Here is a 14,358-nt window from a genome sequence, read left to right on the forward strand (position 1 = left end):
TCAGCCCAGGGTGAGCAGCACGGTGGCCGCCGCGGCTCCCAGCAGTCCGGCCGCCTGGCGCGGGGTGAGCCGCTCGTGCAGCAGGACGATGCCGAGGAGGACCGGGAGGGCCGGGTAGAGCGAGGCGAGGACGACGGTGACGGCCAGGAGCTGCCGCTGGGCGGCGAGCAGGTAGAGGATCAGGGCGAGGGCGGCACCGGCGCCGGTCAACAGCGCCTGGGCGGCCCGGTGCGGCGGGGTCCGCGGGCGTCGCGGGTGGCGGGCGGCGGCCGGCAGGAGCAGGAGGACGGCGGCGGCGCGGCCGGCGGCCACCGGCCACAGCCCGCTGCCGGGACCGGCCTGACCCAGGGCGAGGTACTGCACGGCCACCCCGGCACTGGCCAGCAGCCCGTCCGTCACGGCGGGGCCGCGGCCGGTGCCCCCTTGGCCGCAGACCAGCCAGAGCGCGGGTACCGTGACGGCGATGCCCGCCCAGGCGACGGCGCCGGGCCGGTCGCCGAGGACGAGCACCCCGCACAGTACGGACAGCGCGACGCCGGTGACGGCGCTCACCGGCACGACGACGCTCATCGCGCCGCGGCTCAGCCCCCGGTTGAGGAAGAGCATGGCGACGCCGCTGCCGACGCCGGACAGCGCGCCCCACAGCAGGTCGGCGTGGCGCGCCTCCGGTGCGGCGAAGAGCGACGCCGCGGCACAGGCGAGCAGCAGCCCGCCGAGCTGGCCGAGGAGGGAGACGGTGAGGTGGTGGACCCGGCGGGAGAGCATGCCGCCCGCGAAGTCCACGAGTCCGTAGCAGACGGCCGAGGTCAGTGCGAGGAGGGCTCCCATCCGGTGGGGGTGCCCCGGACGGAAGCCGCGATGCGCCGCTGCCGAGGGTGGCCGGGAGACCGGCGGTCAGGCCGCCTTCACCGGATGCGGAACCGCGGCGGCCCACTCCAGGACGAGTCGCTGGTACTCCTCGCGCTGCTCGCCGCTCAGGGTTCCGCCCGACCGGTGCCACAGGGCCCGGATCTCCTCGTTGACCTCGGCAGCCGATCGCTCGGAGGAAGGATCAACAGTGGTGGACATGGTGTGAAGCATACGGCTCGCGACGTGAAGGCACCGTGAGTAATCGCGAGCCAAACGGACATACCGGACCGTGTCTCTGGTCACGTCATATGCCCCGGCGTGCGCGGGACTTCCCGCGGTTCGGCGGACGTCAGCGGTACCCGGTGACGTCCGCCGGCTTGCCCGGGTCCTGGACCTCGACGAGATAGCGCCAGGCGTCGGGGCGGCTGCCGTCGAGGTCGGTGAAGCCGTACTCCCGGGCCAGGCCGCCGCTGGACAGGGAGCGGCCGTTGTGGCGTGCCACGTCCGGATCGGCGGCGAGCGCGGCGACGGCGCGGCCGGCGTAGCGGGGTGTCTCCGAGATGGCGAAGTGGGGCGTGGCCGTCAGGGCGTCGCGCCAGTTCTCCTCCCGTACGCCGTAGTGGTCGAGCATGATCTCCGAACGGAGCCAGCCCGGGGTGAGCGCCACGGCGGTGGCGCCGCGGGGGCCGAGTTCATGGCCCAGGGCGAAGGCCATGCGCAGCACGGACGTCTTGGCGAGGTCGTAGAAGAAGGAGACCCGGTAGTGGTCGCGGTTGTAGTCGGCGGTGCCGTCGGTGACCTCGACGACCAGGCCGCCGGGGCGGCGCAGCAGCAGGGGCAGGGCGTGGTGGCTGGTGACGGCGTGGGTCTCGACCGCGAGCCGCAGCAGCCGCAGGCCGCGTTCCAGGTCGTGCTCCCAGACCGGGGCCTCCCACTCGAAGAGGTTCTCGCCGCCCCAGATGTCGTTGACCAGGACGTCCAGGCGGCCCTGTTCGCGGTCGATCCGGTCGACGAGTGCCTCGACCTGGTCCGGTTCCAGGTGGTCGACGGGTACGGCGACGCCCCGGCCGCCGGCCTCGGTGACCAGGTCGGCGGTGTCCTCGATGGTCTCGGGACGGTCGTACTCGGAGCGCCGGGCGCGGGTGCTGCGCCCGGTGACGTAGACGGTGGCGCCGGCCGCGCCGAGTTCGACGGCGATGCCCCGTCCGGCGCCCCGGGTCGCCCCGGCGACGAGTGCGACCTTGCCCGTGAGCGGCTGTGACATGTCCGGCCTTCCGTTGGATGGAGGAGTCCTCGTGTGTTCCTGGTCGAGGATTCCCGGAAAGCCGGACACCTTCTGTCGCCTTTGCGGGCGGGTTCCTCCTCAGTGCCCGCGCTTGATCCAGTCGTCCAGGTGGGGGGCTTCCGCGCCGATGGTGGTGGGGTCGCCGTGGCCGGTGAGGACCTTCGTCCCGGGCGGCAGCGTCAGCAGCCGGTCGCGGATCGAGTCGATGATCGTCGGGAAGTGCGAGAAGGAGCGGCCGGTGGCGCCGGGACCGCCCTGGAAGAGGGTGTCGCCGGTGAAGACGGCGCCGAGCCCGGGGTCGTACAGGCACACGGCGCCGGGCGCGTGCCCCGGCGTGTGCAGCACGGTCAGGTCGGTGCCGGCCGCTTCGATCACCTGACCGTCGGCCAGCCAGGCGTCGGGGTCGCGGTCGGGGTGGGTCTGCCGCCACAGGGGGAGGTCGTCGCGGTGCAGCCAGATCACCGCCCCGGTGCGCTCGGCGAGCGCGGGGGCGGCGCCCACGTGGTCGTTGTGGGCGTGGGTGCACACGACGGCGGTCAGCCGGCGGTCCCCGACGGCGTCCAGGATCGCGTCGGCGTCGTGCGCGGCGTCGATGACGACGACCTCGTGGTCGTCACCGACGAGCCAGACGTTGTTGTCGACGTCCCAGGTGCCGCCGTCCAGGCTGAACTGCCCGGAGGTGACGACGCGTTCGATGCGGGCGGACATCAGAGGACCACCACCGAACGCAGCACGTCACCGGCGTGCATCCGCTCGAACGCCTGCTCCACCTCGTCGAGCCGGATCGTCTCGGTGACGAACTTGGCCAGGTCCAGGCGGCCCTGGAGGTGCAGGTCGATCAGCATGGGGAAGTCGCGCGAGGGCAGGCAGTCGCCGTACCAGGACGACTTGAGGGCGCCGCCGCGGCCGAAGACGTCCAGGAGCGGCAGTTCGAGTTTCATCTCAGGGGTCGGGACGCCGACCAGGACGACCGTGCCGGCCAGGTCACGGGCGTAGAACGCCTGCTGGTACGTCTCCGGGCGGCCGACCGCCTCGATCACGACGTCGGCGCCGAAGCCGCCGGTCAGCTCGCGGATCGCCTCGACGGGGTCGGTGGCGCGGGAGTTGACAGTGTGGGTGGCGCCCATGGTGCGGGCGGTCTCCAGCTTGCGGTCGTCGATGTCCACGGCGATCACCTTGGCGGCGCCTGCCAGGTACGAACCGGCGATCGCCGCGTCCCCGACGCCGCCGCAGCCGATGACGGCGACGGTGTCGCCGCGGCCCACGTTCCCGGTGTTGATCGCGGCGCCGATGCCGGCCATCACGCCGCAGCCGAGCAGCCCGGCGACCTCGGGGGCGACGGCCGGGTCGACCTTGGTGCACTGTCCGGCGGCGACCAGCGTCTTCTCGGCGAAGGCGCCGATGCCGAGCGCCGGGGAGAGTTCCTGGCCGGTGGAGGCGAGGGTCATCTTCTGCTCGGCGTTGTGGGTGTCGAAGCAGTACCAGGGCCGGCCGCGCAGACAGGCCCGGCACGTGCCGCACACGGCACGCCAGTTGAGGATCACGAAGTCACCGGGGGCGACGTCGGTGACGCCCGCGCCGACCGACTCGACGACGCCCGCGGCCTCGTGGCCGAGCAGGAAGGGGTAGTCGTCGCTGATGCCGCCCTGCTTGTAGTGCAGGTCGGTGTGGCACACGCCGCAGGCCTGGATCTGGACCACGGCCTCGCCGGGGCCGGGATCGGGCACGACGATCGTCTCGATCCGCACGGGCTCGTCCTTGCCCGGTGCGATCACGCCGCGTACTTCCTGCGCCATGGTGCTGGCTCCTTGTTCTCGGCCACGGTGGTATCCCTGCCGACCCTAGCCGCAAGCGGACGGCGCGGACCGCCGACGTAACCTGAGTCGTCGTGCCGACCCGCCGAAGGAGCACCGTGAACGTCATCACCGAAGAGACCGGCCCGCCTCCCTGGCGGCTGCTCCTGGAGTACATACGGCCGCACCGATGGGCCTTGTTGGGTGGCGCCGTGCTGTCGCTGCTCACCGGGGCCACCGGGCTGCTGCTCCCGCTGGCCGCCCGCGGGCTGATGAACGACCTGTCGCACGAGCGGGCCATCGCCGGCGCGCTGTTAGCGATGTCGGCCCTGGTGATCGTCAACGCGGCGGTGGGCGCGCTGGGTTCGTACGTGCTGCGGCGCACCGCCGAGTCGGTGGTGCTCGGCGCGCGGCGCGCCCTGTCCTCGTACCTGCTGCGGCTGCGGATCACGGCCGTGGACCGCACCGAGCCGGGCGACCTGATGGCCCGGATCACCTCGGACACGACCCTGCTGCGCGCGGTCGCCTCCGAGTCCCTGGTGGGTCTCGCCACCGGCGGGCTCACCCTTGTCGCGACGATCGTGATGATGGGGCTGGTGGACGCCATGCTGCTCGGCGTGACCCTGGCGGTGATCGCGGGCGCGGGCGTGGTGATCGCGCTGATCGCGCCGCACATCAACCGGGCGAGCAAACAGGCCCAGCAGGCGGTGGGTCTGATGGGCGCCGCGCTGGAGCGGGTCCTCGGTGCCCTGCGCACGATCAAGGCGTCGGGCGCCGAGCACCGCGAGGAGCGCGCCCTGCACGAGGCGGCCGAGGAGTCCTGGCGGCAGAGCGTGCGTGCCGCCAAGTGGTCGGCAGCGGCGGGCAACACGGTCGGGCTCGCCATCCAGATCGCCTTCATCACGGTGCTGGCGGTGGGCGGCGCGCGGGTGGCCACCGGCGCGGTCGACATCGGCACCCTGGTCGCGTTCCTGCTGTACGTCTTCTTCCTGATCCCCCCGCTCCAGCAGATCATCGGCGCGGTCACGCAGTACCAGACGGGCGCGGCGGCCGTGCTCCGCATCCAGGAGGCGCTGCGCCTGCCCGCCGAGCCGCCGGCGCGTGCCGCCCCGCTGCCCTCCCCCGGCACCCGGCCGGCCGCCGTCGCCTTCCACGACGTCCGCTTCCGCTACGCCGACGACCTGCCCCCCGTCCACCACGATGTGACGTTCTCCGTGCCCGCGCGGGGCATGACGGCGTTCGTCGGCCCGTCCGGCGCGGGCAAGACCACCGTCTTCTCCCTGATCGAGCGGTTCTACGACCCCGAGTCCGGCACGATCACCGTGGACGGCCGGGACCTGGCCGACTGGGAGCTGCCGGCGCTGCGCGCCGCGATCGGGTACGTCGAGCAGGACGCGCCCGTGCTCTCGGGTTCCCTGCGGGACAACCTGCTGCTGGGCAACCCCGAGGTGGACGACGACGAGGTCGCCCGGGTGGTGAAGACGACCCGCCTGGACGGGCTGGTCGCCCGGCTGCCCGACGGTCTCGACACGCTGGTCGGGCACCGGGGCACCAAGCTGTCCGGCGGTGAGCGCCAGCGCGTCGCGATCGCCCGGGCCCTGCTGCGCCGCCCCCGGCTGCTGCTGCTCGACGAGGCCACCTCGCAGCTGGACGCGGTGAACGAGGCGGCGCTGCGCGACACCGTCGCCGACGTGGCCCGCACGACGACGGTGCTGGTCGTCGCCCACCGGCTGTCCACGGTGACGATGGCCGACCGGATCGTGGTGATGGACGCGGGCCGGGTCCGGGCGGTCGGCACCCACCGGGAGCTGGTGGGCGCCGACCCGCTGTACGCGGAGCTGGCGGCGACCCAGTTCCTGACCGCCGGCGGCTGACCGGGAGCCACGCATCCGGGTGGCCGACCGCGCGAGCGCCGTCGAGGATGCGCGGGACGCCGGGGGCCTCAGCGCCGGCGCGACGGCGTGCGCGGCGGCAGCCGGTGGAGTTCGACGGCGTCGAGCCGGCCGCCGGTGACCGCCGCGGTCAGGTACGTGCAGTACGGCTGGCGGCGGCGGTCGGTCGGGGAGCCCGGGTTGAGCAGCCGCAGGCCGGTGTCGGCGATGGTGTCCCACGGGATGTGGCTGTGGCCGAACACCAGCACGTCCAGGTCGGGGAAGCGGGCCGCGCAACGCGCCTCCCGCCCCTTCGCGGGGCCGGTCTCGTGGACGACGCCGAAGCGCAGGCCGCCGAGGTCGGCGCGGGCCACCTCCGGCAGCCGGGCGCGCAGCTCGGGCCCGTCGTTGTTGCCGTACACGGCCACGAGCCGGCGGGAGCGGTCCGCCAGGAGGTCGAGGGTGGCCGTGTCGACCCAGTCCCCCGCGTGGAACACGACGTCTGCGCGCGGCAGTTCGGCCAGCAGCGGGGCGGGCAGCTCCCGGGCGCGCTTCGGCAGATGGGTGTCGGACATGATCAGCAGGCGCACCGGGCCAGCGTAGATCCCCGTCGGCCGGACGGACCGCACGGACATGAACAGGTGAAACTGGGCAGCCCTGACTGGACAGCCTGGGCTGTCGATCTTGGGGTCGGGAGCATGGACGCCGGGAACACGAACAGGCAAGCCGCCGAGCCCGCCGAGGGCGTCTGCGACTCCGCCGCCCGTGCCGCGCACGACCTGCGCGTGGTGTTCAGCCGGCTGCGCCGCCGGATCCGGGAGGTGGCCCGGGACGAGGACCTCGCCCCGTCACAGGTGTCGGCCCTCACCCTGGTCGGCAAGCACGGTGCCGCCACCGCCGGCGCGCTCGCCTCCGCCGGGGGGCCGTCCGCAGTCCACATGGGGCGACGCTCGCCGCACTGGCCCGGCACGGACTGATCCGCCGTACCTCCGACCCCGACGACGGCCGCCGGCAGCTGGTCACCCTCACCGGCGCGGGCCGGGCCCGCGCCGAGGGCGACCGGGAGGCACGGGGCGAGTGGCTGGCCCACGCCGTCCAGGACCGGTGCAGCGAGGAGGAACGGCAGACCGTTCTCGCCGCGCTCGCCGCACTGGAGCGGCTCACCCGGCCGTGACCGGTGCCCGACCTCCGTACACCGCATCACCGAAAGGCCCCCGCCCCCCATGTGGCTCTCACCGCCCTCGACCCCCGTACCGCCCTCGTCGTCATCGGCTTCCAGGCCGGCATCCTCGCCGCGCCCGTCGTCCCGCACAGCGGCGCCGGAGTCCTCGCCCGGAGCGTCGAACCGGCCGAGGCGTTCCGGGCCCGGGAGCCGCCCGTGGTGCTGGTCCGGGTCTCCTTCGCGGCCGACGGGGCGGACGCCGTGCCGGGCCGCACCGAGGCCGGCTCCGGGGCCGCGCGGCCCGAGGGCCGGGACGTCATCGCCGGGGAACTGGCCGGACACCCCGGCGACATCACCGTCACCCAGCACAACGGGGCGCCTTCCACGGCACCGGCCTCGATGTGCGGCTGCGCCGCCGGGGCGTCACCCAGATCGTGCTGACCGGCATCGCCACCCGCATCGGCGTGGAGTCCACCGCCCGCGCCGCGCACGAGCACGGCTGCCACGTCACCCTGGTCACCGACGCGATGAGCGACATGGACGAGCGGACGCACCGCAACAGCGTGGAGCGGATCTTCCCGAGGCTCGGCGAGACGGGCACGACGGCCGACGTCCTCGCCCCGCTGGACAGGGCGCACGGCTGACGCACGGCCCAAGTCGCCCCACCACGCGGTCTCTTCCATGGGCCGGAGGCGGCGGCCGCAGCGGACCGCGTTAGCATCGGGCCACCTTCGCCACACCAGCACGTGAACGGCAAGAGACCCAGGGGGCTCCAACCTGATGCCGGTCAAGGTCAGCGTCATCGTTCCCGTCTACAACCCGGGGACATACATCGAGGACTGCATCGCCTCGTTGCAGCGGCAGTCGCTGCCTCCGGAAGCGTACGAAGTGATCTTCGTCGACGACGGCTCCACCGACGCCACCCCGGCCCGGCTCGACGCGCTCGCCGCCGAGGACCCCCGGATGCGCGTGATCCACCAGGAGAACTCCGGCTGGTCGGGCAAGCCCCGCAACGTCGGCATCGACGCCGCCCGGGGCGAGTACGTCATGTTCGTCGACAACGACGACTACCTGGGCGACGAGGCCCTGGAGCGGATGTACGGCTACGGCGTCGCCCACGGTGCCGACGTCGTCGTCGGCAAGATGGCCGGCAAGGGCCGCCCGGTGCCGGTGGAGCTGTTCCGCCGCAACCACCCCCGGGCCACCCTGGCCAACGCGCCGCTGATCGACAGCCTCACCCCGCACAAGATGGTGCGCCGGGAGTTCCTGGACCGGACCGGGCTGAGGTTCCCGGAAGGCCGGCGGCGCCTGGAGGACCACGTCTTCGTGACGGAGGCGTACCTGCGCGCCGAGAACGTCTCCGTCCTCAGCGACTACGTCTGCTACTACCACGTCAAGCGGGACGACGCCGCCAACGCGGGCTTCCAGCGCTTCGACCCGGTCGGCTACTTCGGCAACCTCCGCGAGGCCCTCGACATCGTCGAGAAGTACACCGAGCCCGGGGCCCTGCGGGACCGGCTGTTCCGGCGCTGGCTGCGCAACGAGATGGTCGAACGGCTGCGCGGCAAGCGGCTGCTGGCCGCCCCCGAGGACTACCGCCGGCAGCTGTTCACGGAGATCCACAAGGTCGTCGTCGAGCGCTTCGGCCCCGGGGTGGCGGCCGGGCTCCAGCCGACCCAGCGGGTCGTCGCGGCGCTGACCGCCGCCGACCGGTTCGACGACCTGGTGGCGTTCGCCGAGTGGGAGGCGTCCGTCGCGCTCAGCTCCGCGCCCGAGACGGTGACCTGGCGGGACGGCGCGCTGGAGATCGGTTTCCGGACCGAGTACACGTGCGCCGGACAGCCGATGACCTTCCCCGCCGAGGCCGTGAGCACGCCCCTGGACGGTGCGCCGAAGGACGTCGCCGAGGCGATCGCGTGGGTCGAGGAGCAGACCGCGGTCCGTTACGAGGCCGCCACCGCCGACCTGCTGCTGCGCGAACGCTCCAGCGCCGCCCAGCACTTCCAGCCGGTGCGGTTCACCCGCGAGCCGCATCCCGCCGGGGACGACGGCCGGGTCCGGCTCACCCTGCGGGCGACGGCCACCGTGGACCCGGGCACGCTGCCCGGCACCGGGATCTGGGACGCCCTGGTCCGGGTCAAACTGGGCGGCTGGACCAAGGAGTGCCGGCTGGGTCCCGTCCCCCGGCCCGGGGGACGGCTCGCCCCGCCCGCCGGGGTCGTCGCCGCCCGCGCCGTACTGCCGTACTGGACCGATCCGCACCGCAACCTCTCCCTGGACCTCGGCGCCTCCGCCAGGCGGCTCGGCGTGCCGCGCGCGGACCTCTCGGTGTCCGGGGACCGGCTCGGCGCGGGGCTGCCGCTGTACGTGCCGGGCGAGACGGAGGTACTGGTCCGGTTCACCGCGCCGGGCCGGTCCGTCGACGTGCCCGGCACCCTGTCGCCGGCCCCGGACCCCGCGCGGTCGCGGCTCACGGCCGTCCTGCCCGCCGCCGTTCTGGCCGGCGGGACCTGGAAGACCGCGGTCTGCCTCACCCCGCAGGCCGACCGTCCCCGGTTCCACGCCCTGCCGCAGCCCTTGCGGGTCGTGGGCGGCGAGGTGCGGGTGGGTCCGCCGCCCCGCCTCGGGTTCGGGGAGCGACTGTGGCGCAAGGCCCGGCGGATGCTGGGCGCCGCCGTACGGAAGACGGCTTCCCGGATCGCGGAAGCCCGGAAAGCGAGGACGTGAGACGTGCGGGCACTGGGGATAGCGGGCGCCTGGGTACTGGAACCCACGGTGTTCCCGGACAACCGGGGCAGTTTTCACGAGTGGTACCGCGGCGCGGAGTTCCGGGAGGCCACCGGGTACGACCTGTCGCTGGCGCAGGCCAACTGCTCGGTCTCCCGCCGGGGCGTGCTGCGGGGCGTGCACTTCTCCGAAGTGCCGCCCGGCCAGGCGAAGTACGTCACCTGCGTGCGGGGCGCGGTCCTGGACGTGGTGGTCGACGTCCGCACCGGCTCCCCCGCCTTCGGGCAGTGGGAGGCGGTACGGCTCGACGACGAGACCCGGCACGCGGTGTTCCTCGCCGAGGGGCTCGGGCACGCCTTCATGGCGCTCACCGACGACGCCACGGTGGTGTACCTGTGCTCGACGGGGTACGCGCCCGGCCGGGAGCACGGGGTGCATCCGCTCGACCCCGAGCTGGGCATCGCCTGGCCCGAGGGCGTCGCGCCGGTGCTGTCCGGCAAGGACGCCGCGGCGCCGACACTGGCGGAGGCGGAGCGGGCGGGGCTGCTGCCGAGCTTCGCGGACTGCTCCGCGTACTACGAGCGGCTGCGCGGCCGGTAGCCGGGCCGCCGCCCCGCGCGCCGGCGGGGCGGCCGGCGGGCGACGGCGGCTGTGCGCGGTGCCGGTGGCGGGAGCCGTGAGCGCGCGCTGAAGACGCGCGTGCCGGGTCCGCGCCGCGTGCCGGATGCCCCGCCCGGCCCCGGCGGGGGCCGAAGCCCCGCGTGCCGGTTCGCGGCCGGGCGGACCTTGTCGGGGGCGCCGCGATGTCGCCGCCGTTCTCCCGTCCGCCCCGCGCGCGAGCGGGACGGACGGGAGAACCGCCGCCGGGCCCGAGGCCCCGGCGGCTCCTGTGACCGATACGCCTACCGGCTGACGCCGACCTGTTCCACCGCGCGGCGCAGCGGCTCCCAGCCACGGGAGCGGCCCAGGCCCAGGTTGCGGGCCTTGACCAGGCGGCTCCAGAAGCCCGCCTGGAGCAGGGTCTCGGCCGGCACCGCCGCGGACCGCTCCAGCAGCGTCTCCGGCACCTTCTGCGGGTCCTCGACGAGGTACTCGGCCATGATCTCGTCGTACTTGTCCTGGAGCACCGTGTTGTCCGGGTCGGCGCCGAACACCACGAGCTGGCCGGTGGGCTGGGTGTCCACCAGGACGGTGACCAGGTCGGGCCGGTACCGGGCCAGCACTTCGGTGATCTTGTAGACGTCACCGGTCCAGGCGTCGGTGTGCCGGTCCCGGGCCGCCTCGTCCACGCTGCGCGGCAGCATGTCGTCGAAGACGATCACGCTGGACCAGCCCGAGTGCTTCTCCACGTTGATGAAGTCGCGCAGCGCGTACTCGAACAGGTGCATCCCGTCGATGAACGACAGGTCGAGCGTGGTCCGCCGCCAGTAACCGGTCAGGGACCGGCCGCGCCGCATGTTGCGCAGCGGGTGGCGGCCGCTCTTGAGGTGCGCGAGGGGGTTCTTCCGGGCGAAGAAGTCGTCACTGGTGGCCTTCACCAGGTGGACGTCGCACTTCAGCTCCGAGACGACCTTGAAGGCCGGGTCGATCGCGATGCTGGGGACCCGGGACAGGCGCAGGCTGCGGCCGTCGTTGACGCCGATCTCCAGGTAGTTGCGGTTGGCGCTGACCTTGTGCAGTTCCCGCAGGAACTCGTGGCGTTTCAACTGGACTCCTTGCGGATTCGGGGAAGAGCCTCGTGCAGGGCGGAACGCCAGTCGCGGGGCGCGGGCAGGCCGGTCTCCTGCCAGCGGCCGTGCGCGAGGGCGCTGTACGCGGGGCGGGGCGCGGGCCGGGTGAAGGCCGCGCTGTCGGTGGGGCGGACCCGGTCCGGGTCGGCGCCGAGGAGGGAGAAGATCTCCCGGGCCAGGCCGTACCAGGTCGTCTCGCCGGAACTCGTGGCGTGGTAGACGCCGCTCGCGCCACGGCCGACCAGTGGGCCGAGGTCGGCCGCGCGGGCGGCGACGTCCGCGCTCCAGGTGGGCTGCCCGCGCTGGTCGTCGACGACGTCCACGGTGTCCCGGCGGCCCTCCAGCTCGATCATGGTGCGTACGAAGCTGCGGCCGTGGACGCCGTAGAGCCAGGCGGTGCGCAGCACGGCGCTCGCTTCGGGGAGTTCCTCCAGCACGGCCCGCTCGCCGGCCAGTTTGGTGCGGCCGTAGGCGGTGCGCGGGGCGGGGGGATGGTCCTCCGGGTAGGGGGCGTCGCGGCCGGCGCCGTCGAAGACGTAGTCGGTGGAGATGTGGACCAGGCGGGCGCCGTACGCGGAGCAGGTCCGGGCGAGCAGACGGGGGCCCTCGCCGTTGATCTCCAGGGCGCGGGCCTCGTCGGTCTCGGCGTCGTCGACGGCGGTGTAGGCGGCGCAGTTGACCACCAGGTCGGGGCGGTGCTCGGTGAACGCCTGCTCCAGGGCGGCCGGTTCGGTGATGTCCAGGGCCGTGCGGTCCAGCCCGGTCACGTCGGCGCCGCGCCGGGTGAGTTCGGCGACGACGTCCCGGCCGAGCATGCCGCCCGCGCCGGTGACCAGCCACCTCACGCGGGCCCCCGGGCGGCGCGCCGCTTCAGCGGCTCCCACCAGGCGCGGTTGTCGCGGTACCAGGCGACGGTCTCGGCGAGGCCGGTGGTGAAGTCGTGTTCGGGGCGGTAGCCGAGTTCGTCGCGGGCCTTGCTCCAGTCGACCGAGTAGCGCAGGTCGTGGCCCTTGCGGTCCTCGACGTACTCGACCCGGTCCCAGTCGGCGCCGCAGGCGGTCAGGAGCAGGCCGGTCAGCTCCTTGTTGGTCAGCTCGGTGCCGCCGCCGATGTTGTAGACCTCCCCGGCCCGGCCCCGGGCGCGGACCAGTTCGACGCCGCGGCAGTGGTCGTCGACGTACAGCCAGTCGCGGACGTTGAGGCCCTCGCCGTAGAGCGGCACCCGCTTGCCGTCGAGGAGGTGGGTGACGAACAGCGGGATGACCTTCTCGGGGAACTGGTGCGGGCCGTAGTTGTTGGAGCAGCGGGTGACCCGCACGTCCAGGCCGTGGGTGTGGTGGTAGGCCAGGGCGATCAGGTCGGAGGAGGCCTTGGAGGCGGAGTACGGGGAGCTGGGCCGCAGCGGCCACTCCTCCGCCGCCGACCCCTCGGCGATCGAGCCGTACACCTCGTCGGTGGAGACGTGCACGAACGTCTCCAGGCCGTGCCTGAGGGCGGCGTCGAGCAGGGTCTGGGTGCCGACGACGTTGGTGAGGACGAAGTCGTCGGCGCCGAGGATGGACCGGTCGACGTGCGACTCGGCGGCGAAGTGCACCACCTGGTCGGCCTCGGCGACCAGCTTGCCGACCAGTTCGGCGTCGCGGATGTCGCCCTGGACGAACTCCAGCCGGGGGTGGTCGAGTTCGAGGTTGTCGAGGGTGCCCGCGTAGGTGAGCTTGTCCAGCACCGTGACGTGCGGCGCGTCGGGCGCGTCGTCGGCGAGCAGTCTGCGGACGTAGCGGGAGCCGATGAACCCGGCGGCGCCGGTGACGAGGAGGTTCATGAGTGGATCTGCACCTTGCTGTGGTCTCCGAGGACGAGTCGGTGGGCGCTGGGCACACTGGGTGCCGGTGTCACTTCCACGTGCCGGCCGATGAGCGAGGCCTCGATCCGGCCCACCCCGTGGATCGAGGAGTCGCGCAGCACGATGGAGAACTCCACCTCGCTGTCGGTGATCCGGCAGTTCTCCGCGACGGAGGTGAACGGGCCGACGTAGGAGTCGCTGACCACGGTGCCCGCGCCGATGACGGCGGGGCCGACGATGCGCGAGTTCACTATCCGTGCCCCCTCCTCCACCACGACCCGGCCGATGGTCTCGGACACGTCGTCCACCTCGCCGTCGATGCGGCGCTCCATGCCTTCCAGGACCATCCGGTTGACCTCCAGCATGTCGCCGACGTTGCCGGTGTCCTTCCAGTAGCCCTCGATGACCGTGCAGCGTACGTCGGCCCGGGTGTCGAGGAGGTGCTGGAGGGCGTGGGTGATCTCCAACTCCCCGCGCCAGGACGGCTTGACGGCACGTACCGCCTCATGGATGGCCGGGGTGAAAAGGTACACGCCGACCAGGGCGAGGTCGCTCTTGGGCCGCTCCGGTTTCTCCTCCAGGCCGATCACCCTGCCGTCCGGGCCGAGTTCGGCGACGCCGAAGGAGCGCGGGTCGGCGACCCGGGTGAGGAGGATCTGGGCGTCCGGCCGGTGGGTGCGGAACTCCTCGACGAGGCCGGTGATCCCGCCCACGATGAAGTTGTCCCCGAGGTACATGACGAAGTCGTCGTCGCCCAGGTACTCGCGGGCGATCAGCACCGCGTGGGCCAGCCCCAGCGGGCGTTCCTGCGGGATGTAGGTGACCTGCAGGCCGAATCTCGATCCGTCGCCGACCGCTTCCTCGATCTCCGCGGCGGTGTCGCCGACGATCATGCCGACGTCGGTGATCCCGGCCTCGGCCAGGGACTCCAGTCCGTAGAACAGGACAGCTTTGTTGGCGACCGGGACGAGTTGCTTGGCCGAGGTGTGTGTGATGGGCCTCAGCCGGGTGCCCGCGCCGCCGGACAGCACCAGTGCCTTCATCTGGTTCACCCTACTGTCGATCCGGGTGAACGGAACGTTAGTTGATCGACCTGGT

13 protein-coding genes and 2 pseudogenes are annotated in these 14,358 nt (G+C 73.2%); 5 read left to right on the plus strand and 10 right to left on the minus strand.

Annotation, left to right across the window (positions count from 1 at the left end; translation table 11 throughout):
• The 5 genes from ACZ3IG_RS06795 to ACZ3IG_RS06815 form a co-directional block, all read right to left on the minus strand.
• A complete protein-coding gene (locus tag ACZ3IG_RS06795; protein WP_467429676.1) occupies nt 1–828 on the minus strand; it encodes an EamA family transporter in 828 nt (275 codons plus the stop codon).
• 66 nt (nt 829–894) lie between these two features.
• Nucleotides 895–1,080: a hypothetical protein gene (locus tag ACZ3IG_RS06800; RefSeq protein WP_215166945.1), complete on the minus strand. Its 186-nt coding sequence runs from the start codon at nt 1,078–1,080 to the stop codon at nt 895–897.
• Nucleotides 1,081–1,198: 118 nt separating this feature from the next.
• Nucleotides 1,199–2,113 carry an SDR family oxidoreductase gene (locus ACZ3IG_RS06805; RefSeq protein ID WP_467429677.1) on the minus strand — a complete coding sequence of 305 codons (915 nt, stop codon included), beginning with the start codon at nt 2,111–2,113 and terminating at the stop codon, nt 1,199–1,201.
• Between the two features lie 99 nt (nt 2,114–2,212).
• Complete coding sequence (locus tag ACZ3IG_RS06810) at nt 2,213–2,842, minus strand: MBL fold metallo-hydrolase (protein WP_467429680.1); 630 nt, start codon at nt 2,840–2,842, stop codon at nt 2,213–2,215.
• Nucleotides 2,842–3,930, minus strand: a complete 1,089-nt coding sequence (locus tag ACZ3IG_RS06815) for an S-(hydroxymethyl)mycothiol dehydrogenase (RefSeq protein ID WP_467429681.1) — start codon at nt 3,928–3,930, stop codon at nt 2,842–2,844. The genes ACZ3IG_RS06810 and ACZ3IG_RS06815 overlap by 1 nt, the downstream gene beginning before the upstream one ends.
• A gap of 116 nt (nt 3,931–4,046) precedes the next feature.
• Between ACZ3IG_RS06815 and ACZ3IG_RS06820 the strand changes: the two genes are divergently transcribed.
• Nucleotides 4,047–5,801: an ABC transporter ATP-binding protein gene (locus tag ACZ3IG_RS06820; protein ID WP_467429682.1), complete on the plus strand. Its 1,755-nt coding sequence runs from the start codon at nt 4,047–4,049 to the stop codon at nt 5,799–5,801.
• A 68-nt stretch (nt 5,802–5,869) separates the two neighbouring features.
• Here the strand turns inward: ACZ3IG_RS06820 and ACZ3IG_RS06825 are convergent, their stop codons facing one another.
• Nucleotides 5,870–6,388, minus strand: coding sequence for a metallophosphoesterase family protein (locus tag ACZ3IG_RS06825; protein WP_467429684.1), 519 nt, complete (start codon nt 6,386–6,388; stop codon nt 5,870–5,872).
• A gap of 108 nt (nt 6,389–6,496) precedes the next feature.
• Between ACZ3IG_RS06825 and ACZ3IG_RS06830 the strand changes: the two are divergent.
• The 4 genes and pseudogenes from ACZ3IG_RS06830 to rfbC all read left to right on the plus strand — a co-directional run bounded on the left by ACZ3IG_RS06830 (nt 6,497) and on the right by rfbC (nt 10,287).
• Nucleotides 6,497–6,972: pseudogene (locus ACZ3IG_RS06830) on the plus strand (MarR family winged helix-turn-helix transcriptional regulator).
• A gap of 51 nt (nt 6,973–7,023) precedes the next feature.
• Nucleotides 7,024–7,604, plus strand: a pseudogene (locus tag ACZ3IG_RS06835) (isochorismatase family protein).
• Nucleotides 7,605–7,740: 136 nt separating this feature from the next.
• Complete coding sequence (locus ACZ3IG_RS06840; protein WP_467429686.1) at nt 7,741–9,687, plus strand: glycosyltransferase family 2 protein; 1,947 nt, start codon at nt 7,741–7,743, stop codon at nt 9,685–9,687.
• Between the two features lie 3 nt (nt 9,688–9,690).
• Nucleotides 9,691–10,287 (plus strand): dTDP-4-dehydrorhamnose 3,5-epimerase, encoded by a 597-nt coding sequence (gene rfbC, locus ACZ3IG_RS06845; RefSeq protein ID WP_467429687.1) that lies wholly within the window; start codon nt 9,691–9,693, stop codon nt 10,285–10,287.
• Nucleotides 10,288–10,589: 302 nt separating this feature from the next.
• Here rfbC and ACZ3IG_RS06850 read toward each other — a convergent pair whose 3' ends face one another.
• Genes ACZ3IG_RS06850 through ACZ3IG_RS06865 form a run of 4 tightly spaced genes read right to left on the minus strand, consistent with a single transcriptional unit; the run spans nt 10,590 to nt 14,303 of the window.
• Nucleotides 10,590–11,393, minus strand: coding sequence for a class I SAM-dependent methyltransferase (locus tag ACZ3IG_RS06850; RefSeq protein ID WP_467429688.1), 804 nt, complete (start codon nt 11,391–11,393; stop codon nt 10,590–10,592).
• Complete coding sequence (gene rfbD, locus ACZ3IG_RS06855) at nt 11,390–12,262, minus strand: dTDP-4-dehydrorhamnose reductase (RefSeq protein WP_467429689.1); 873 nt, start codon at nt 12,260–12,262, stop codon at nt 11,390–11,392. The genes ACZ3IG_RS06850 and rfbD overlap by 4 nt, the downstream gene beginning before the upstream one ends.
• Nucleotides 12,259–13,239 carry a dTDP-glucose 4,6-dehydratase gene (gene rfbB / locus ACZ3IG_RS06860; RefSeq protein ID WP_467429690.1) on the minus strand — a complete coding sequence of 327 codons (981 nt, stop codon included), beginning with the start codon at nt 13,237–13,239 and terminating at the stop codon, nt 12,259–12,261. Before rfbB ends, rfbD begins: the two co-directional genes overlap by 4 nt.
• Complete coding sequence (locus tag ACZ3IG_RS06865) at nt 13,236–14,303, minus strand: glucose-1-phosphate thymidylyltransferase (RefSeq protein WP_467429693.1); 1,068 nt, start codon at nt 14,301–14,303, stop codon at nt 13,236–13,238. The genes rfbB and ACZ3IG_RS06865 overlap by 4 nt, the downstream gene beginning before the upstream one ends.
• Between the last annotated feature and the right edge of the window lie 55 nt (nt 14,304–14,358).

The organism is Streptomyces sp. NPDC016677 (genome assembly GCF_055562815.1).